This is a genomic window from Streptomyces sp. NPDC045287 (assembly GCF_056432325.1).
Genome location: NZ_JBWKJG010000017.1, coordinates 105,586 through 123,383 on the forward strand (window position 1 = coordinate 105,586; position 17,798 = coordinate 123,383).

16 protein-coding genes are annotated in these 17,798 nt (G+C 73.6%); 8 read left to right on the plus strand and 8 right to left on the minus strand.

Features of this window, described 5'->3' with window-relative positions:
- Positions 1-356 precede the first annotated feature (356 nt).
- The 3 genes from AC07D6_RS25875 (at position 357) to AC07D6_RS25885 (ending at position 3,262) form a co-directional block, all read left to right on the plus strand.
- Entirely contained in the window at positions 357-1,610 is a 1,254-nt protein-coding gene (locus AC07D6_RS25875; RefSeq protein ID WP_479048117.1) for a poly(ethylene terephthalate) hydrolase family protein, read from the plus strand.
- Between the two features lie 714 nt (positions 1,611-2,324).
- Positions 2,325-2,534 (plus strand): hypothetical protein, encoded by a 210-nt coding sequence (locus AC07D6_RS25880; RefSeq protein ID WP_315881315.1) that lies wholly within the window; start codon positions 2,325-2,327, stop codon positions 2,532-2,534.
- A gap of 116 nt (positions 2,535-2,650) precedes the next feature.
- The gene (locus AC07D6_RS25885; protein WP_479048120.1) at positions 2,651-3,262 is read left to right on the plus strand and encodes a restriction endonuclease; all 612 of its coding nucleotides are present in this window, start codon (positions 2,651-2,653) and stop codon (positions 3,260-3,262) included.
- Positions 3,263-3,331: 69 nt separating this feature from the next.
- Here the strand turns inward: AC07D6_RS25885 and AC07D6_RS25890 are convergent, their stop codons facing one another.
- Positions 3,332-3,580 (minus strand): hypothetical protein, encoded by a 249-nt coding sequence (locus AC07D6_RS25890; protein WP_479048122.1) that lies wholly within the window; start codon positions 3,578-3,580, stop codon positions 3,332-3,334.
- A 113-nt stretch (positions 3,581-3,693) separates the two neighbouring features.
- Here AC07D6_RS25890 and AC07D6_RS25895 point away from each other — a divergent pair, with 113 nt between their 5' ends.
- Positions 3,694-3,855, plus strand: a complete 162-nt coding sequence (locus AC07D6_RS25895; RefSeq protein WP_479048124.1) for a hypothetical protein — start codon at positions 3,694-3,696, stop codon at positions 3,853-3,855.
- A 128-nt stretch (positions 3,856-3,983) separates the two neighbouring features.
- Here the strand turns inward: AC07D6_RS25895 and AC07D6_RS25900 are convergent, their stop codons facing one another.
- Complete coding sequence (locus AC07D6_RS25900) at positions 3,984-4,784, minus strand: phosphodiesterase (protein ID WP_479048127.1); 801 nt, start codon at positions 4,782-4,784, stop codon at positions 3,984-3,986.
- A gap of 1,232 nt (positions 4,785-6,016) precedes the next feature.
- Positions 6,017-6,937 carry a hypothetical protein gene (locus AC07D6_RS25905; protein WP_479048129.1) on the minus strand — a complete coding sequence of 307 codons (921 nt, stop codon included), beginning with the start codon at positions 6,935-6,937 and terminating at the stop codon, positions 6,017-6,019.
- A gap of 612 nt (positions 6,938-7,549) precedes the next feature.
- On the opposite strand from AC07D6_RS25905, the gene tap reads away from it, so the two are divergent.
- A complete protein-coding gene (tap, locus tag AC07D6_RS25910; RefSeq protein WP_479048132.1) occupies positions 7,550-9,700 on the plus strand; it encodes a telomere-associated protein Tap in 2,151 nt (716 codons plus the stop codon).
- Positions 9,701-9,760: 60 nt separating this feature from the next.
- The gene (tpg, locus tag AC07D6_RS25915) at positions 9,761-10,315 is read left to right on the plus strand and encodes a telomere-protecting terminal protein Tpg (RefSeq protein WP_479048134.1); all 555 of its coding nucleotides are present in this window, start codon (positions 9,761-9,763) and stop codon (positions 10,313-10,315) included.
- Here tpg and AC07D6_RS25920 read toward each other — a convergent pair.
- The 4 genes from AC07D6_RS25920 to AC07D6_RS25935 form a co-directional block, all read right to left on the minus strand.
- Positions 10,307-10,981: a helix-turn-helix domain-containing protein gene (locus AC07D6_RS25920; protein WP_479048137.1), complete on the minus strand. Its 675-nt coding sequence runs from the start codon at positions 10,979-10,981 to the stop codon at positions 10,307-10,309. The two genes, tpg and AC07D6_RS25920, sit on opposite strands and share 9 nt — an antisense overlap.
- A gap of 28 nt (positions 10,982-11,009) precedes the next feature.
- Positions 11,010-11,267, minus strand: coding sequence for a hypothetical protein (locus AC07D6_RS25925; RefSeq protein ID WP_479048140.1), 258 nt, complete (start codon positions 11,265-11,267; stop codon positions 11,010-11,012).
- A gap of 479 nt (positions 11,268-11,746) precedes the next feature.
- Positions 11,747-13,294 carry a carboxylesterase/lipase family protein gene (locus AC07D6_RS25930; RefSeq protein WP_479048142.1) on the minus strand — a complete coding sequence of 516 codons (1,548 nt, stop codon included), beginning with the start codon at positions 13,292-13,294 and terminating at the stop codon, positions 11,747-11,749.
- Positions 13,295-13,814: 520 nt separating this feature from the next.
- Positions 13,815-14,735, minus strand: coding sequence for an MBL fold metallo-hydrolase (locus tag AC07D6_RS25935; RefSeq protein WP_479048145.1), 921 nt, complete (start codon positions 14,733-14,735; stop codon positions 13,815-13,817).
- Between the two features lie 174 nt (positions 14,736-14,909).
- Here AC07D6_RS25935 and AC07D6_RS25940 point away from each other — a divergent pair, with 174 nt between their 5' ends.
- Together AC07D6_RS25940 and AC07D6_RS25945 are read left to right on the plus strand one after the other, a co-directional pair.
- A complete protein-coding gene (locus AC07D6_RS25940) occupies positions 14,910-15,599 on the plus strand; it encodes a TetR/AcrR family transcriptional regulator (protein WP_315880564.1) in 690 nt (229 codons plus the stop codon).
- Positions 15,600-16,020: 421 nt separating this feature from the next.
- Complete coding sequence (locus tag AC07D6_RS25945; protein ID WP_479048148.1) at positions 16,021-16,413, plus strand: hypothetical protein; 393 nt, start codon at positions 16,021-16,023, stop codon at positions 16,411-16,413.
- 180 nt (positions 16,414-16,593) lie between these two features.
- On the opposite strand, the gene AC07D6_RS25950 is transcribed toward AC07D6_RS25945, so the two are convergent.
- Positions 16,594-17,643, minus strand: coding sequence for an amidinotransferase (locus AC07D6_RS25950; RefSeq protein WP_479048151.1), 1,050 nt, complete (start codon positions 17,641-17,643; stop codon positions 16,594-16,596).
- Between the last annotated feature and the right edge of the window lie 155 nt (positions 17,644-17,798).

Consider the following 17,798-nt stretch of genomic DNA (forward strand, 5'->3'; position numbering starts at 1 on the left):
CCGGCTCGCCTTCGGCGGCACTCACACCCGTCCCGCTCATCCGCGCTCATCGCACCCCGACACGCCGACCAGGTGTTTCTGGGATCCGGCAACGTTCCGGACCACCTGGTCGACGTCCGTTGCCCGAACTTCCCACCGTCCGTTCTCACTTCACACCGGTGAAGTCGCCGCTGCGGCCGCGTCGGGTCGGCGCCGGTGATTTCACGGATTCGCCCCGCCGGAAGCACCGCTTGAATCGCATGGGTTCGACTCCCGCCCGATCTCCGGCGCCGGAAGCACGGGACACACCCGTGCGCCCGGCACGACGACGCGCCGCCACCGCCGCGGGCGGCCGGCGCGGTCAGAAGGGATCAGCCATGCCAACTCGCCTCGGCCTGCGCCTGCTCGGCGCGGCCACCGCCGGCCTCATCGCAACGGGCATCACCGGCGCACTCTCCGGCCCGGCCTCCGCCGCCACCCGCGTCTACAGCGAGAACTTCTCCTCCGGGCTCGGGACCTTCACCTCCACCGGTCCCGTCAGCACCGCCACGGGGGCGGCGCGGTTGAGCGGCTCACTGCTCACCGACCCGTCCCTCACCTCCGCGCCCATCGCCCTGGCCGGCTACAACGGCATCTCGGTGTCGTACGCCCGTACCGCGTCCGGGCTCGACCTCGGCGAGGCGTTCACGGTCGCCTACTCCGTCGACGGTGGCGCCTTCACCACGCTCGAGTCCTCACGCACCGCCTCGGGCACGGCCTCGTTCCACCTGCCCTCGTCGGTCGACGGCCGCACCGTGCGACTCCGCTTCTCGCTGGACGCCGGCAGCGCGCTGGAGACGCTGACCGTCGACGACGTCCTCGTCCAGGCGGCGGGCGGCGGGGACGGCGGACCGACCGACCCGCCGGGCGGAACGCTGCCCCCGGTGACCGACGTGACCGCGCCGGGGCCCTACGCGGTGACCGTCGACACGACCGCCGGTCCGGGCAACGACGGGTGGTTGGTGCACCCGGCGAACGCCGGCCAGAACGGCGTGGACCACCCGGTCCTCGTCTGGGGTCCCGGCGCGGGTTCCGATCCCGCCGCCTACGAGGACATGCTGCGCCAGTGGGCCTCGCACGGGTTCGTCGTCTACAGCGAGGTCTCCTCCAGCAGCGGCGACTACATGGTCGACGCCCTGGACTGGATCGAGGAGCAGAACGCGAGCCCGAGCAGTCCGCTGTACCAGGACATCGACACCTCCGAGGTGGCCTTCGGCGGCCACTCCCGCGGCTCGATCGGCACCTTCGACGTGGCGGACGAGCCGCGGCTGGTGACCACGATCCACGTGGCCGGCGGCTCCTTCGACGGCAACGGGCCGGACAACCTCCGCAACCCCGCCCTGTACATCGGCGGCGACGACGACTTCGCGACCCCCAACGTGGAGCGTGACTACGCCAACACCGACGTGCCGGTGTGGTTCAACGTCCTCAACGGCACCGACCACATCGCCGCCACCCGCAACGGGCAGCACATCATCACCGCCTGGCTGCGGTGGCACCTGGCCGACGAGGAGTTCCGCCGTACGCAGGACTTCCTGCGCTCCGGCTGCACCTTCTGCGGCCTGGGCAAGACCCAGTACAAGAACTGGTGAGCGACAGAAGGGCACCGGTGGCCACCGCCGGTGCCCTTCGGTACCAGCACCCTCGCCCGCGCAGCGGACCCGAGCCTCTGCCGCGGGGAAGAAGCTGTCACCCGGTGTCGTCCGCTCGGTTCCTCGGGCGCGGCCCCGCGGAACCGTCTCCGCGCCCGCGGGGAGCACCTACCCCCGGGGCTCAGACCTTCGAAGGCCGCCCGACCTGTGCCGGGCGGCCTTCAGCAGCAGGGCACCACGGGCTCGGTGCGTTCCGCGCGGGCCCGCGCCGGCGCCGGCGCCGACGAGCCGGTGCACCCGACCTTCCTCGAACCGGGCGACGCGCCGGCCCCGATCCAGGCGTCCCGTGCCCCGGCGCTGCCGTCGAGCCGTGGCCGTGTCGATCGAGGACGCCGCCCCGTACCGTGCCCGCGTCAAGCCCGTGCCGGGCGGGCCGTCCGGCACGGGCCAGGCCGCAGCGACGGGTGGCCGTGCGACGGGTGCGGTTCGGCTGGAGAGCACCGCGTGAGCGCCGCGCCCGGAGGCAGGGCGCGGTTCGGAGCGCCGTCTGCGGGGCGGGCGGGCCGCCTTTGCGCACGGGATTTGGCCAGTGCGTCGTTTTGCTGCCATTCACCGGCAACCCGGCCCGCGCGCCGCCGCGGGTCCGTTACACAAGGACACCGGGAGGGGCGTCCTCACGGTGGGGACGGCCGTGGAGTGGGTGGGGGCCGGCGGTTGTTGACGATCAACGTGGCGGTGCTGCTCGCGGTCATCGTGGTGCTCCGGTTGCGCCGGCGTACCGAGGCGCGCAGTCGACGCGACGAGAAGCTGACCGTGGTCATCGTCCTGGCGCTCGGCGTGCTGCTCGCCCCGACCGCGGTGGGTCAGGGGATCGCGGACGTCCTGGGCCAGTTGGCGGGCGGCGTCACGCAGGCCGGCCGGTGAGCCCCCGTACGCGCAGGGGCCGGGCGTCGGCGGTCAGGCGTTCGCCGGCACGGCGTACCCGCACGCCCAACGGGAGGCGGCGCCGAGGCACGGAGGACCGGCTGATCGGTCTCTTCGTGGCCGCGGTCTTGGCCGTCGCCGTGATGGTGGCCGTCGTGAACTGGCTGTTGGCCCACTGGTGGGTCCTGGTCGCCGTCGGCGTTCTCGCGGCGGCGGCCGTCAGCGGCCGGTTCCACCAGAAGCGGCAGCGGGCGCGGTGGGAAGCGGTCCGTGCGCAGGGTCTGCGGTACGGGCTCGCCCAGTTGGACGCCCTGCACCATGCCCGGTTCGAAGAGGCGGTACGCGACCTGATGCGCCGGGACGGCTGCCAGGACGCGATCCGCGTCGGAGGCGGCGGCGACCTGGGCGCCGACGTGAAGGCCACCGACCCCTACGGCAGGCGCTGGGTGATCCAGTGCAAACACCGCAGCAAGGGCCTCGCCGGCTCCGCCGTGGGCACCCCGGACCTCCAGGTCCTCAACGGCACCGCCCGCCAGGTCCACGGCGCCGACCTCGCGGTCATCGTCACCAACGGCCGCGTCACCGCGCCCGCAGTGGTCTTCGCCCAGCAGCAGCGCCTCCACGTGGTCGACCGCCACACCCTGGCCGCGTGGGCATCCGGCTCACGCCCGCTGTGGGAACTGCTACGGGCCGTCCCACCGCCCCGCAAACCGACCTCGCTGTCCTGAACGCCGCGCGGACGCGCCGGAGACCGGGAGGCCGGTCGGTCCGCCGATCCGCCCGCCCCCCGGCGTCCCTCAGGCGCCGAGCCGTGCCACGGTGGTGTCCAGACGAGCGGCCGTCTCCTCCAGGTCGTGCCGGGACACCGTGCCGGTACCGAGCCGGTCGACGAGGTCCCGCCGGGAGACGACCTCCACGGCCCCCCGGTACCGGTCGGTGTCCAGCGCAGCGGCCGGGACGACCACGGCGGCACCCGCGAGGACGACCAAGGTGGGGTCCTCGGCGTCGGACTCCAGCAGGTTTTCGAGCTGCTCAGGTGTGATCATGTCGGTGTGTCCTTCCGGAACGGCTTCCACGGCCGTGGCTCCGGCGCCCCTGACCTTCCGTGCGCCGGACGGCCGTGCCCATGGTCACCGAGTGCCCCGGTCGCGTCGGCCGCATGACCGGGTTTCCGGAGGACCACGCCGATCCCGCCGCGTCCGCGCCGCCGCCCTCGCTGCTCGCGACGCCCCCGGACCCGGACAGCGCCACGCCGCCGTCCGCCCCGGCCGCCGCCCCCCGCGTCGGGCCCCTTCCCGGGAAGGACGCCCACGGTCGGTGAACCGGGCCGCCCGCGTTCGGCCGGGACCGTCGACGGGGGAGCGGACACCGGGGTGCGCCTGCCCTCTGGCGCGGCGCGCCCGGGTGTCCGCGCCGCGGGGAGGAGCGGCCCGTCGTGGTGAAGCGCCGTCAGCCGCTCCGGGGCCTTCCCCGGCGGCCCGCCCGCGAGCCCCGGTAGGCGGCGCGACGGACGGCGGCCAGGGTGCTGCCCGGGGTGAACCGACGAGCGCTGTGCGCGTAGACGTCGAAGCCCGGACTCTCCTCCTGCCGCAGCGGCAGGGCGGTCCGTACCGTCAGCACGGCGAACGCGCGCCACGACCCGTCGGCAGTGTCGGCGCACAGGTCGAAGACGAGCGGCCCGGCGGCCAGGGCGTCGGCCAGGCTCACCGGGTCTCCGTGCACCGGCCCCTGCCGCGTACGGCGCGGAAGGGCGGCCAGGGTGCGGTGGTGGTCGCCGACCCGGTAGCGCAGCAGACTGGAGTAGGGGCCGCCCAGGGCATCGGCGCGCGGGAGCGGCACGTGCCGGGTGATCCGGCCCCGGCCGCTGCTGGTGAGGAGCAGGTCGAGGAGGTGGTCGGGCCCGTCGACCCGGTCCACGCGCACGGCCAGCCCGAGAGCGTCGGGCAGCCGCCGGGGCAGACCGGCCGCTCGGGAGAGGCGGACCGTGGCGGTGTACCGCCCGGGCGCGTCGAGCCACGGCACGCCCCAGGCCCCGCCTTCGGCGTCCACGACCTCCAGATCGGCCGTGCAGGTCAGCCCGTGCGGATGCAGCGCCGGGGCCCCGCGCAGCCGGGCCAGCAGACGGAACGCCGCTTCGACCGCGGCGCCCGGCCAGGTACCCGGCGGTTTCCCCCGTCGCCCGGCGGCTCCGGCGTCGCCACGCGGTGACGGGGCGGCGTTCCTCACGGACCGGACCAACCGTCCTCCCACGCCTCGCTCCTTACCCGGTTCTCGTCCTGGGGTCCCGCGGGCGCCCGGCGCGGCGACGGCCACGGTGCCGGGGCCGCCGTACACGACCGCGACCTCGGGCACTCCGGCCCCGCCCAAGGGGCGCCTCCCTTCGTAGGACCAGCCGAGTACCCCGTACCGGGCGTCGTCAGTCCGCGCGGGGCCGGTGTCCCCGAAGGCCGCCGGCCCCGCGCGGACCGGCCGCGGGCCCCGGGCTCCCCGCGCCGACACGGCCACTGCCGACTCGCCGGCCTCATGCTCGGCCGCGTTCTCCCTGTTCATCGACGTTCATCGACGCATCTTCCGTGATCGGGAGTTACAGCGGACGATTCACGGTCCCTGTCCCGGCCGGGTTGGGGTGGGTGCCGAGCGGGCCGCGCGCCGACGTCGACGTGCCCCCGTGGGGTGGGCCCGATGTCCTCTCGTTTGGAGATCAGGGTGTCGCCGCCGGGGCCCGGGCGACTGCGGGGGGCGGGCGGTGGCCGCGGCGGCGGATCGGGAGGTCCCGTCCTGTGTCGGCTGCGGTCGGTCGGGGTCGGCGGGCTGGTGCGAGGCGCGTCGCCACGAGCACGCCGTTCGGGACTCCTGACGGAGGCCGGGCTGCCGGCCGCTGCTGCGGTCGGTCCGTCCGGGGCGGCGGAGGCCGCTCGGGCCACCGTGGACGTCCGCTGCTTCTTGGGGCGCTCGCCGCCGAGGCCCGGCGGCGGTTCCTCGACGCGCTGGAGCAGGCCGTGTCGCAGCTCCGCGTCTCCACCCTCGGGACTCTCGTCCGTGGGCCACAGGTCGGCGCCGGGGCGGACCGCGCGTACGCGACCGAGCGGGGCCGCTGCTGCCGGGCTCGTCCGGACGGTGCCGGCGCCCCGGCTGCGCTCGCCGACCCGTCCGCCGGCCCGGCACCCCGGCTCGATGGCACGCCCGACGGTGTTTCGCTCGTGGTAGAGGGCGGTGTCGCGGGCGAGAGCCGGCGGCGGCGGGTGCCGGTTTCGCGTCGGCGCGCGGGAGGGGTGGGTCGTGGTCGGGCGGGTGGGCGAAGCTCCTGGCGGATACGGACGGGCTCGGCCGTGGAGCCGTCCACCGGGAGCTCCGCCGTTCACCGCGGCAGGGAAAGGCTTTGCCGACCCGACTCGTCGGCACGTCGGAAAGGACTCGGTGCCGGTATCCGGTGTGATTCCGTGGAACCTGGACTCACGGTCCGGTGGCGTGATGCGTTCGCCTCACCGGGGGATCCCGCCCGGCTTCTTGTTCGGGTTGTACCGGCCGGGGGAGACTTCCACGGTCGCGTCGGAGTAGAAGCCGACAGTGATGTCCTCGGTGACGGTGATGGAGGTGGGAAGACCGGCTTTGCCGAGTACGCCGTTGACGTCGTAGGCGCGGTAGCGGTGGTCTCCGTCGGCGCCCGTGTACCAGTCGCGGTGCTGGAAGGCGAGCATGCCTTTCAGAGTGGCCTGGTAGGTGATCCGGAACTTCGCCGAGCCCAGGGTGGAGAAGAGGTACGCGGTCTCCGCCGAGCGCTTGGGGACGAGGCTCGAGACCGTGTCGGAGACGCCGACCGTCACCGTGCGGGTCCTGGTCTCCGTCTCGCCCCACGAATGCTCGAAACCGAAACTCGTTTCCCCGCCGACCTCTCCGCCGACCTCCGCGCCGGGCGCACCGCCCTTGACCGAGATCTTGTACGTGAGCTTCTGTCCGACCGTGAACTTGTCGGTCCAGGTCCAACTGCTGCTGAAGGTGTCCGTCTTGGTGACGTTCATGGCGGTGCCGTACTGCACCGGGTGGTCCTCGTTGTTGATCCATTCCACGTGATGCGCGATGACGGGCTTGGTGGTGACCCCGACGAGACGTGCGCTCTTCACGGTGAGCGTCGTGGTGACCGGCGGCCATGCGAAGAGGCCGTAGAGGTTGCCGTACTCCGGCTTCGCCCCACCGGTGGCCCCCTCCGGAGTGGGGCCTTTCAGCCAGTATTCGTCGGGGTTCCTCCCGACCATCTTCCCGATGGCCCCCTTGATGCGATCGGTCGCGTCGAGGCCGAAAGCCTTGGCCTCGGACGCGTTGATGACGTGCTTGATGCTGCCCGTGCCCACCGCTTTGCACTCACCGGGCTTCTTACTGGCCGTCAGTTGGACATGGAACGGCACGTATACCCCCTTGGTTGGTGTTTCCGCCGGCTCGGTAAGCGAGGTGCGATCACTCCGCGGGGCCCGGGTTCTTTGCGAAGGACCCCGGCCGAGTAATCGAACTTCCGTTCCTTCCGAGCGGTTGTTCGCATCATTCCCGTGGCGCCAGGTCTCTTTTCCCGATCCCCTCGACCCGGCTGCGCGCGAACTCGCTCAAGGTTCCGTTGAGTTGCTTTTCCCAGCAAGCGGCTCGCGCGCCTTTGGCCGGAAGCCGGGCGCTCCTGGCTCGTTGACATCCGGCGGTGAACTGCCCGGTTCACCAGAGGTTCCAGTCGACGGTTGTGGCGTGTTCTCCCCACCGCTCCGGCGGTGAACGCTCCTCGTCCCGAGTGCCGGATGATCTCGATGGTGTGAACGGCGGTGACGGTGCGGTTGAGGTGCTGGAGACGCAATGGGCCTCGCGGAAGGCCCGTCGCTACTTCGGTCGGGCGAAGGCCGGCCGGTTCGGTCCGGCCGCCCGCACCCGTACGCCCCACCCCCGGCCCACGCCTTCGACACTCAAGTTCGAGTTAAAGAAATGAGCTAAAAGAAAGGTTAAGTGGCTGCTAGGGTGCGGAGTGGAGGGAGAGGCGCATGGCATCCGAGGAAGAGTTGTTCGCGTCGGTCGACGCCCTGCTGGCGGAGGAGCCGCAACTGCCTCCGCCGGCGGAGCGGGCCCGGCTCCGCGAGGCGGCGGGCATCACGCAGGCCCGCCTGGCACAGGCGTTGAAGTCGACGACGCAGACGGTGAAGAACTGGGAGAACGGCCGGAGCGAGCCGAAGCCGCCGCGCCTGGAGGCGTACCAGCGGCTGCTGAAGGGGTGGGCGGCGAAGTACCCGCCGAACGGCGCGGCCCCGGCCGCCGCACCCGTGGTCGCGCCCGTCCCGGCCGTACGGCGGCCGGACCCGGAGACGACCCCCGGCCCCGCCGCGCCCGAAGCGAGGGCGGTCCCGGCGGCGGCGCCCGCCGTCACGGCCCCGTCGGCACCGAGGCGCCCCGAACCCCGGTCCGCCGCACCCGCCCGGCCCGCCGTGCCCGCCGCGACGTCACACCGCCCGGTCGGGAAGGCCACCGCGGGGCCCGCCGCGGACCCGCGCTTCCCGCACGGTCCGCTCGCCGTGCTGGACGGTGACGGCTCCGCGTACGGCGTGGACGGGATCGTGCTGGACTGCCCGGCGGCCACGGTCCCGGAACTCGTGGAGTGGGCGCTGCGCGAGTCCGGGCTCGGGGCGCCGCGCCTGCACCGCAACGGCAAGGACGCCGACCCGCTGATCGTGCTCACCGCGGCCACCGCCGCGAAGTTCGGGCTGCCCGAGCGCCTGGAGGACCGCCGGGGCCTGCGCCTGCCGGAGGACCACCCGGTGGTCAGGCAGATCGCCCGGGCGCAGTGGAAGCTCACCCGGCGCGGGTTCGGCCCGTGGGCGCGGGTCTACCGCCCCGCGCAGGCGGGGCAGCGCCAGTGCGTGCAGCTCGCCGTCCTGCCGTGGGACGCGCTCGACTCCCGCTCCTGGCCGGGCGTCGCCGACATGGAGCCGGCCGACATCGCCCGTGTCCTGGGCGTCTACGCCCGGCGCGTCATCACCCCGCGCGGGTCGACCGCCGTCTCCGGGCTGGAGCTGATGACCGCGTTGCGCCCGCCGACCCGCGCCGTACAGGACCGTGCGACCGGCCAGTGGATCTCCGGCCACAACCCGGGCAGCCTCGGCACGGAGCCGGTCGACCCGGCCCCGCCGGAGGCCACCCCCGAGCACCCGGTGGCACAGGGCTGGACGGGCGGGTTCCTGGACGAGGAGGCGTACCAGTGGGTGCGCGACCTCGACCTGCTCACCGGAGGGGAAGCGGCCCTGCCGTGGGCGGTGGGCCTGGACCTGAACACGGCGTTCCTCGCGGCCTCCTCCCGCCTGACGGTCGGCCTGTCCGGCCCGGAGCACGTGCGGCGCCCGGTGTTCGACAAGAAGGTCCCCGGCAGTTGGCTGGTGGACCTGTCCCACGTCGAACTGGACCCGCGCCTCCCCTCGCCGTTCACGCCGTCCGGCGAGCGCCCGACCGGCCCGGCCTGGTACCAGACGCACACCGTCGCCTACGCCCAGGAGCTCGGCTGGAACGTCGCCCCGGTCGAGGCGTACCTGCGGCGCGAGACCGGCGCGTACCTCGACCCGTGGCACGACCGGCTGAGGGCCGCCTACCTCGACACCCTCGCCGAGCTGGGCGTCACCAAGGACCTGACCGACGCCGAGTTCCTCGCGGCGATGGAACGGCACGGGGAAGCCGACCCGGGCCTGACGGCGGTGCTCGCCGCCGTCAAGGCCACGATCAAGGGCGGTGTGGGCAAGCTGCGCGAGCGTCCGCAGGGCCGGCACCACCGGGACGGCGAGCGCTGGCCGGCCCTGGAGCGGCCGACCTGGCGCCCGGACATCCGGGCCGCGGTCATCTCCAAGGCGCGGGTCAACATGCACCGCAAGATGCTCAAGACGGCCGAGGCCACCGGCCTGTACCCGCTCGCGGTGCTCTCCGACTGCGTCGTCTATCCTTCGCCGGGCCGCAGCCCGCTGGACTTCCTGCCCTACAGCGCCTCCGGCAAGCCGATCCCCGGCCCCTTCCGCCTCGGCCCGTCTCCGGGCCTGGCGAAGCTGGAGGGCGTGCAGGAACTGGCCTGGGTGGTCGACCTGATGGAGCAGGGCCACAACCCGGCCCGCCACATCAAGGGCGACGGCCACGACGCGAAGTTCGACGACGGCGAATGAGCCCCGTGCCCGTCGCCCCCGGCGGCCGGGACCGATCCTCGAAGGGAGCCGAGCACCACCATGGGAGACATCGACGACGCCTTGGAGCGCGCCGAACGGGAGGCGTTCACCCGTGAGCCGCCCAAGACCCTCAAGGGCCAGATCGGCTTCCTGCTCAAGCAGATGAAGTCCGCGAAGGCGGTCGCGGCGGAGCTCGGCGTCACGGCCGACTCGGTCAACCGCTACCGGCGCGGCGCGCGGCGGAATCCGCCCCGGGAGATCGCCGAGCGGATCGACGCCGCCGTACGGGTACGTTGGCAGCCCCGGGTCCGCAAGCGCCGCCGCGAGCAGGCCGCCACCACCGGCGGCATCACGGTGGAAACCCGCGCACGGTTCGGCTACGCCGCGCCGATCGGCAGCACCGACGACGGCCGGATGCGCCGCCTGACCGTCCACCTCCCCCCGGCCTACGCGCAGCGCCTGTTCGACGCCCGCGAGCAGGGCGCCGGCGACCGGCGGATGCGCGCGATCGTCGCCGAAGGACTGCAGGAGGTCTACTTCAAGGACGGCGGGCGCCGCGCCGAAGACCTGCACGTCGCGTTCACCGATATCGACTACGTCGACGTCTCATTCTGAACGGACGCCTTTCCGCGAGCGCTCGTACTCCAGCCGTGCCTCCTGGACCCAGGGAGCCTCCGCGCTCCCCGACGCCTCCGCCGTTCGTACGGTGTTCAACCGGCGTGCCGCCAGCCTCTCGCTGCGGCGGACACGCCGGTAGGCGCGCACCCACAGGGGAAACGTGTGATCGGGCACCCGGCAGGCGGCCAGGAAGGCCAGCAGGCGCTCTTCCGTCGCGGGGAGCCTCTCCCGGTTCAGGATGCCGGCGAACGTGGAGCGGGACATCGGGCCGAAGACGCGGGCGCGCCGCTTCGCCCTCCTCTCCAGCTCCCGGTACGGCGGCGCGCCGGCCCGCTCGTGCGCGTCGGCCAGTACGGCACCCAGGTCGGCGGCGTCGGCCACCGTGCCGAGATCCGGGACGTGGGCCTGGCGCCCCGGCCGCGTGGCGCGGCGGGCCGTGTTCCACAGGGCCTCGGTCTCGTCCGGGTCCATGCCGCAGGCCGTGGCGTACGCGCGGGCCGTCGGCAGTGGCGGGAGGCGTTCCCCGGCCTCGGCGCGCTGGACGGTCGCCAGGGAGCACGCGATGGCGTGCGCCACCTCGGACCGCTCGAGGCCGCTGCGCAGCCTGCCCCGGCGCAGGTGGTGCGCGAACTCTCCCACGGGGCCGGGCGGGACCGGCTTCACGGGACGCCCCGGTCGGGGGGACACGGGTTCAGAACCGGGTCGAGCAGCGGTGCGTCCCGGTGTGCGCGCGCCGTGACCGCCGGGCCCGCGCCGTCGACAGCCGCACCACCGCCACCGCGGTCAGACCCGCCCCGCCCAACAGCGGCAGCAGGTCGGCCACCGGCATCCCCCCGCCCGCGAGCACCCCCGCCACTGTGTAGATCACGATGATGACGGCGGTGTTCTCCCGCCCCGGCCGCGGCTCGGAACTCGTCGGGAACGGGCTGGTGGGACGCTTCGGCAACATGGAGCTCTCCGTGACGGTGCGCAGTGCCACCGGGGCGCTCCGGCCCCGGGGCGGGATCTCAACGGGTGCGTACCGACAGCGAGTTGGCGAGCCGGACGCGGTACTCGGAATCGTGCCACCTGTCCGGCGCGCCGGTGTGCCGATTTGTTCACGACCGTCACTCGGCGGTCGGCCCGCACGGCGTACGCCCCGCCACGGCCGCGAGGGTTCCGCCCTCCGTCTGACCTCGGACGCCGCAGCCCACGCCCGGGGCCTGCGAGAACGGCACACGGGCCATTGATTCGTCCTTGTCCCGTCACGGCCGGTTGCGGCCGGGCGCCACGGGTGTCACCATCCGCTCCGACCCGGTCCGCGCCGCCGCCAGGGGTTCCGGCAGCCGGGGGCCGATGTGCGCCGCGCCGCCCGGCCTTCCCCGGAGGGAGCGCGCGGGCCGCTGCCGCCGTGACGGCGGCAGCGGCGGGACGGGCCGTATCAGGCGGTCAGGAGGCGGGCCGGTTCCACAGGTCGCACTCGTGGTCCTGGGGGAAGGTGGTCACCGGGGTGATCGCCTCGGGGGCGAGGACCTGGACCTTCGGGAAGGGGCTCCAGCGCGGCGCGTTCGCGGCGTAGGGGATGCCGGTCCTGGCGAAGTTGGTCCAGTAGCCGAGCATCTTGTCCGACAGGGCGTTCTGGGCGGGGGTTCCGGTGACGCCACCGAAGACGTACCGGATCTCCGAGCCGTGCGGGGCGCCGATCGGGAAGCTGATCGGCATGTTCAGGTAGTCCATGGAGTGGCGGTCCGCGAACTCGTACTGGTAGGACGGGGTGTGTTCGGCCATCAGGTCCGCGGTGCGGGACTGGAGGCAGGCGAACTGGGAGTCGGTGAGGACCGCGCCCAGGGCCTCCGCGGGCGTCCCGTGGTCCGACAGCGGGTAGCGGGCCAGGATCTCGTCGGTCCGTTCGCCGTAGAGGGCGCGGACCGCCGTCGGGTAGCCCTCAGCGGTGAGCCGGCGGCCGGCCAGGTCGTAGGTGGTCGCCACGGTGAGCCGGCCCTCGTCGGCGGTGGTGCCCTGGAGGACGGGGACCCGGTGGAACCGTCCGCTCTCCAGCGCCTCCGGCACCTGCAGCGGGAGGACCCTGCCGTCGACGTTGGGGGTCCAGCGGGCGGTGGGTCCGGCCGAGGCGGCGAGCAGCTCGTCGGCGCTCTTCGCGCGCAGGCAGGCGACGTCCGCGCAGCCCAGGGTGTCCGCCCAGGACCGGCCCCTGTTCTGCTGGGATTCCTGGGTGGGCAGGGGGAACCCGCAGCCGGACTGGGCGATGGCCCGGTCGAACAGGCCGAGCGTGCGGGGCGAGACGAGGTGGTGGCAGACGCTGCCGCCCCCCGCCGACTCGCCGAAGATCGTCACGTTGTCGGGGTCGCCGCCGAACGCCGCGATGTTCTCGTGCACCCAGCGCAGGGCGGCCTGCTGGTCGAGCAGCCCGTAGTTGCCGGAGAGCCCCTGCGGTGACTCCTGGGCCAGGCCCGGATGGGCGAAGTAGCCGAACGCGCCCAGTCGGTAGTTGAAGTTGACGACGACCACGTCGCCCTTGGCCGCCAGCTTGCCGCCGTCGTAGAACGTGCCGGAGCCGACGGTGAAGCCGCCGCCGTGGATCCACACCATCACCGGCCGCTTCTGGAGGGACCGCTGCGCGGGCGTGTAGACGTTCAGGTACAGGCAGTCCTCGCTCGGCGTGCCGGGTCCCGCGAGGTTGCCCCAGGGGCTGGACTGGATCTGCTGCACGCAGGGGTTGCCCGGTGTGCCGGCGTCCCGGACGCCCGACCAGCGCGCGGGCGGCGACGGCGGCCTCCACCGCAGGGAACCGGTCGGCGGTGAGGCGTAGGGGAGGCCGAGGAAGGAGTGGGCGGTCTCGCCCGCCTTCCCCTGCACCTGCCCGTACCGGGTCGTGACGGTCGGCCCCTCGGCCGCCGCGGCGGGGACGAAGGCGGTTCCGGCGATGGACAGGAGGAGGGCTCCCGACAGCACGCCGAGTTGTCGCGTCCATGACATTAACGAGCGGCTTTTCGTCAGGTGACTTCTGAGCAGGCCGGACATCGGCACCTCCGTGCGGAAGGAGAACGTCCATGAAGTCTCGTCCGCCGGCAGGCACCCGGGATCGCGTAAACCACCGGCCTCGGCCCCTGGGGCGGGTCCTGCCGCGGTCTCGGGCGTGCGGACCCGCGCCCGCGCCCGCGGACCGGGCGGGCTCACGTCCGCGGACCGGGCGGCCGGGAGCCACCGTTGAGAACGATCATCCGAATCGTCACCGCGCCACAGTAGGGCGTTTCCCGCGCGGTACGAAACGGATAACGGCGCCACACCGCCCTGCTGCCGCAACCCGGTGAACGACCCCGGCGGGAGCGGGAGTGGGAACGGGAATGGAGGCGGGGGGGGGGTGGGGCCGGGGGCGTGCCGGGTCCGCCCGCGGTGTCGCGTTCGAGCCGTCCCCCGGCGGCCCGGCCGGTGGGGAAGGAGCACGCGGTGCCGTCGCGGACGCCCCCGCGTCGGCGGGCGGTTCCCGCGCCGTCCCCTACGACAGGTCCTTCTCGGTGCCGCGCGGCCGCAGGTCGACGAGCTTCTCGGCGATGCCCTGCTTCTGGAACGCCTCCACGAGCGACTCCAGGTCCTCGGAGTAGATGTTCCAGCTGTCGGTGTGCAGCGGGACCACCTTGCGCGGGTCGAGGTCCTTGGCCACCACGGCCGCGTTCTCGGAGGTGAGCGTCAACGGAGCGTTGTCGAGGATCGCGGGGGTGCGTGCCGCGCCGGCGAAGAGGATGGCCGTGTCGAGCGGGCCGAACTCCTTCCTGACGCGCTCACCGACCTGCCGGGCGACCTCGACCGAGGCGTTGTCACCGGAGATGTAGGTGGTGGGGACGCCCTCGCCGCTGAGCACGAAGCCGGTGACCTCGCCGTCCGCGCCGCGGTCCACCCCGTCGGGGCCGTGCAGGGCGGGCACGGCGGTGACCTTGATGACGCCGCCGGAGGTCCTCAGCTCCTTGGAGGACCAGCTCGTCATGGCCGTGACGTGATCGCCGAGACGCTGGTGCGCACCGGGCGTGGAGAGCACGACGGGTACGTCCTTGAGCAGTGCGCGGCCCGTGTCGTCGAGGTTGTCGTCGTGCTGGTCGTGGGAGAGCAGCACGGCGTCGATCCGGCCGAGCCGGTCGGGACCGAAGGCGGGGGCCTGCGTCTTCTCCAGGCCGCTCTCGTACCTCTTGGGCTGGTCGAAGGTCGGGTCGAGCAGGATGCGCGCACCGGCGATCTCCAGGATCGCGGTCGGTCCGCCCACGTGCGTGACGGTGAATGCGCCGGCGACCGGGGACGGACGGTCCGCGGACGGCGAGGCCTTCGCGCCGTCGGCGGTCGCCTCGCCGCCGCACCCGGCGAGGAGGGGCACGCTCGCGGAAGCCGCGACGGCGGCCGAGGCGGCGCGGAGGAACGGACGGTTCATGGGTGGGTACCAACTCTCTCGCTAATGAACGGCCGGCGGCCTCGACGGCGCGCCGACCCGGATGTTTTCAACGCTAACACAGTTTGTTATCGATGATTACGAGAGGGGTGTGGGTCGGGTCCTGAGCGAGGGTTCGCCCAGGTCCGGACTGTTAGCGGTGTTATCGTGGGCGCCATGTCGACGGCACGAGAGCGCATCCTGGGAGCCACCGCGGAACTGCTCGCCACCAAGGACGCGCTGGCGATCTCGACCCGGGCCATCTGCGAGCGGGCCGGCGTCGGCATGCCCGAGATCTACCGCCAGTTCGGCGACAAGCAGGGCCTGCTCACCGCCGTGGCCGACCTCGGTTTCGAGCGCTTCCTCGCCAACAAGAGGCGCAACCCGCACACCGACGACCCGGTGGCGGACCTGCGGGCGGCCTGGGACAGCCATGTCGCGTTCGCGCTCGGCAACCCCCACCTCTACCGGCTGATGTTCACGCCCACGGGAGACGTCAAGCCCCGGGGGATCGAGGAGGCGCGGGCCCTGGTCCAGTCGGCCGTGGAACGCTGCCGTGACGCCGGACGGCTGCGTACGGCCCCCGAACTGGCCGGCCGGTCGATCCTCTCCGCCAACGTGGGCGTGTGCCTGATGGCCCTGTGCTTCCCCGATCTGTTCGGCATGCTCGACATCTCGCAGTCGGTACGTGACGCCGTCGTCGGGGCGGTCACCGGGGACGACCGGGAGGACACGAGGATCGGCACCGCGACCGTCCTCGCCCAGGCGCTGGTCGGCACCCTCACGGGGACGGCGGCCGTTGACGCCGCCGCCCTCGACGGCCTGGTCCGCGCCCTCCGGCCGCCGGCCCCGCCCTCCGGTACGTGAACCGGCCGGCCGCCCGGTACCGGCCCGCCGCCACCGGCTCGGGACGGACGCCGGGTTCGGCGACGGACGCCTTCGGGGGCCGTCGGACGCCGCTCGGTGCCGCCGCCCGGTCCCCTCGGGTGACCCCCACCGGCAGGCCCGGCGCGCCCGCCCCGCCGGTGTGAGGGGGGTGTTCGCCGTCCGGGGAGGCCCGTTCGCACGCGCGTGGCGCGTTCCGCGTCCGCGCGGTCCGCTCCCACGGTGGACAAGCCTCCGCACCACCGTCCGTCCGGTGCCCAGGCTCCCGTTCGGGGAGGCCGACGACCACCCGCTCAGGAGCGGGATCCGCTGTGCGAACGTGTACGGCAGGCCCGGCGGACCCCACCCCGTAGGGGGCGCCCTCCTCCCACCCGCCACGAGCCCGCGACGGGCGGCGACACCGATGTCCGGGCACCTCGGCCGGCCCTGGCTCCAACTCGCCGGCACTCTCCTCTGGCCGATCCCGATGGTCGTCCCCGCGCTCTCCTGCTACCGCCACCCCGAGGCCACCGCCGTCTACCTGGTCGGCGGTGGGCGGCGCGGCATCGCCCTGTACGCCGCCCTGGCCTTCGGCCGGTTCGTCGTCCGGGGACCCCCGTACCGGCGCACGTGCGAACCCGGCCCCGGCTTCTGGCGCTCCGTCGGCTGGGGCCTGACCCACTCCGTCTACCTGCTGGCCCTCTACGTCGTCCCGTGGCGGGCCGTAGGACGCGTGGTCGCCGGCCGCAACGGCTGGGCCAAAACCCGCCGCAACGCCGAAGCGCCCGCCGGCGGCCCCGTCGCCAAGGAGACCTGACCACCGCGAGAACGGCGTCCGGGCCGGGAGTGGCCGTCACCCGTCACGCCCGTACGCCGTGCCACTGCTTCGTCATCCGTCACGCCCGTACGCCGCGCCACTGCTTCGTCATCCGTCACGCCCGTACGCCGCGCCACTGCTTCAGGCGGTCGCCGTGCCGCGCCGTGGCCGGCTGCCGCGTCACGCGTCCAGTTCGCGCACCAGAGGGTAGTGGGCGCAGCGGAAGCCCCCGGCGAACGCGGTCACCGCGTCGAAGGGAAGCGTGTGAACGGTGGCGTTCCGCGCGGTCAGCGCTTCGGCGAGCCCCGTCAGGCGCTCGTCGACGAGCACCTCGCCGGGACCCAGGACGAGGCTGTTCCCCGCCAGGAGGTTCACGGCGTCCCGCAGGCTGACGTCGATGAGCTCCCAGTCGGCGACCTGTGCCGGTACGCCGTCGAGGAACTGCTCCCGGCAGACGACCGCCAGGCCCTCGCGGACGGCGGTGAGCCCGTCGTCCAGGTGGATCACCTGTTCACTGATCGGCACCCCGTGGACGCGGTACCCGTCCCCGAGCAGCCGCGCCAGCCACCGCGCGCCCTCCGGGTCGGACGCCGCCCCGCCCCGCCCGTGACCGACGAGGACGTCCCGGCCCAGGACCGCGACGTCGCCGCCTTCGAGGAACGGCCCGGTCGCCGACGCGAGCTCGGGCACCGGCACGGGCGACGGCGGGGGCATCACCGAGTAGCGGGCTCCGCGGGAGACGGCCTCCGCGAAGACGGGACGCAACCCGAAGCGTTCCTTGAAGCGGGCCGGCAACCGCAGGGCGGCCTCGATGACGTGGTCGCCGATGACGACCATCGGATCGCGGACGAACGTCTGCGTGCTGAACCGGTCGCCGTCGCCCCCGTACACGGACAGTTCGGGTCCGGTCAGCTCCCGCGGACGGTGGACGACGACCCCGTGGCCGGCCAGGAAACGGGCCAGCTCCTCGATCTGCTCGACGCTTCTCGCGTACCCCTCGGGGTCCGCGTCGGACCAGAGCCGTCCCGCCCAGCGCGGCAGCTCACGCCGGGTTCGGTCGGGCAGGAAGCGCAGTGGGTCCGGCAGCCCGGCGCCGAGCCCCCGGGGGACGCGGAAGTCGATGACACGGCCCACCACCGCTTCCTTCAGGACCCCCCACTCGTGCGTGACGTTGATCCGGTCGAGCCGTTCGTTCCGTTCGATCCGGCCGGTCGGTTCGGATGCGGTCATGATCGGGTTCCTCCTCGCGGGGGGAGGGGGGTCGGGGCGGGGGCCCCGACCGGGGCGTGGAGACGGCCCCGGCCCGGAAAGGACTCCCGACCCGCGGACCTGTTCAACGTCTCACGCGGGACGGGGCGGCGCGTCCTCGAAAAGGCCCGAGGCCC

What these genes read in the sequence shown, in the direction of transcription:
- AC07D6_RS25930 (WP_479048142.1), bottom strand. Translation starts at nt 13,294, where the DNA reads ATGTCATGGACGCGACAACTCGGCGTGCTGTCGGGAGCCCTCCTCCTG.
- AC07D6_RS25875 (WP_479048117.1), top strand. Translation starts at nt 357, where the DNA reads ATGCCAACTCGCCTCGGCCTGCGCCTGCTCGGCGCGGCCACCGCCGGC.
- AC07D6_RS25935 (WP_479048145.1), bottom strand. Translation starts at nt 14,735, where the DNA reads ATGAACCGTCCGTTCCTCCGCGCCGCCTCGGCCGCCGTCGCGGCTTCC.
- AC07D6_RS25945 (WP_479048148.1), top strand. Translation starts at nt 16,021, where the DNA reads ATGTCCGGGCACCTCGGCCGGCCCTGGCTCCAACTCGCCGGCACTCTC.
- AC07D6_RS25925 (WP_479048140.1), bottom strand. Translation starts at nt 11,267, where the DNA reads ATGTTGCCGAAGCGTCCCACCAGCCCGTTCCCGACGAGTTCCGAGCCG.
- AC07D6_RS25950 (WP_479048151.1), bottom strand. Translation starts at nt 17,643, where the DNA reads ATGACCGCATCCGAACCGACCGGCCGGATCGAACGGAACGAACGGCTC.
- AC07D6_RS25895 (WP_479048124.1), top strand. Translation starts at nt 3,694, where the DNA reads ATGACCGGGTTTCCGGAGGACCACGCCGATCCCGCCGCGTCCGCGCCG.
- tap (WP_479048132.1), top strand. Translation starts at nt 7,550, where the DNA reads ATGGCATCCGAGGAAGAGTTGTTCGCGTCGGTCGACGCCCTGCTGGCG.
- AC07D6_RS25890 (WP_479048122.1), bottom strand. Translation starts at nt 3,580, where the DNA reads ATGATCACACCTGAGCAGCTCGAAAACCTGCTGGAGTCCGACGCCGAG.
- AC07D6_RS25940 (WP_315880564.1), top strand. Translation starts at nt 14,910, where the DNA reads ATGTCGACGGCACGAGAGCGCATCCTGGGAGCCACCGCGGAACTGCTC.
- tpg (WP_479048134.1), top strand. Translation starts at nt 9,761, where the DNA reads ATGGGAGACATCGACGACGCCTTGGAGCGCGCCGAACGGGAGGCGTTC.